This is a genomic window from Vibrio sp. T9 (assembly GCF_003123985.1).
In the GTDB taxonomy this organism is placed as follows: Bacteria; Pseudomonadota; Gammaproteobacteria; order Enterobacterales; family Vibrionaceae; genus Vibrio; species Vibrio diabolicus.
The window spans coordinates 1-358 of sequence record NZ_NIGY01000108.1 but is presented as its reverse complement, the minus strand read 5'-3'; the positions used below and the strand labels follow the sequence as shown (position 1 = coordinate 358).

Below are 358 nucleotides of genomic sequence, written 5' to 3'. Positions count from 1 at the left end.
CCGGCGCTCATCACCATCGCGCTGGGCAATGGACTCTTCCTGCCCAGTCTGGCCAGCCAGATCGAGGGTCTCTACCGCGATGGCGACGTGCGCAGCAAGAGTGCGTACAACATCTACTACGTGGGCATCAACCTGGGCGGCTTCCTGGCTCCGTTGGTATGCGGCACGCTGGGTGAGGTCTACGGCTGGCACTGGGGCTTCGCTGCGGCGGGCTTCGGCATGCTGCTTTCGCTGGTGATCTATCTGGGCGGCCGTCGCTACCTGCCGCCCGAACCGGCGCGTGGCGCCGCGATGCGCGCGGCCCGGGCTCCGTTGGACCGCGCTGCACGCGAACGTTTTGTCCTGCTGATCGGCATCG

1 protein-coding gene is annotated in these 358 nt (G+C 67.0%); it reads left to right on the top strand.

The annotated features are described in order from the left end of the window. Positions 1-358 (top strand): MFS transporter (locus CBX98_RS25660; protein ID WP_146192926.1); only part of this gene is annotated, 358 nt, incomplete at both ends.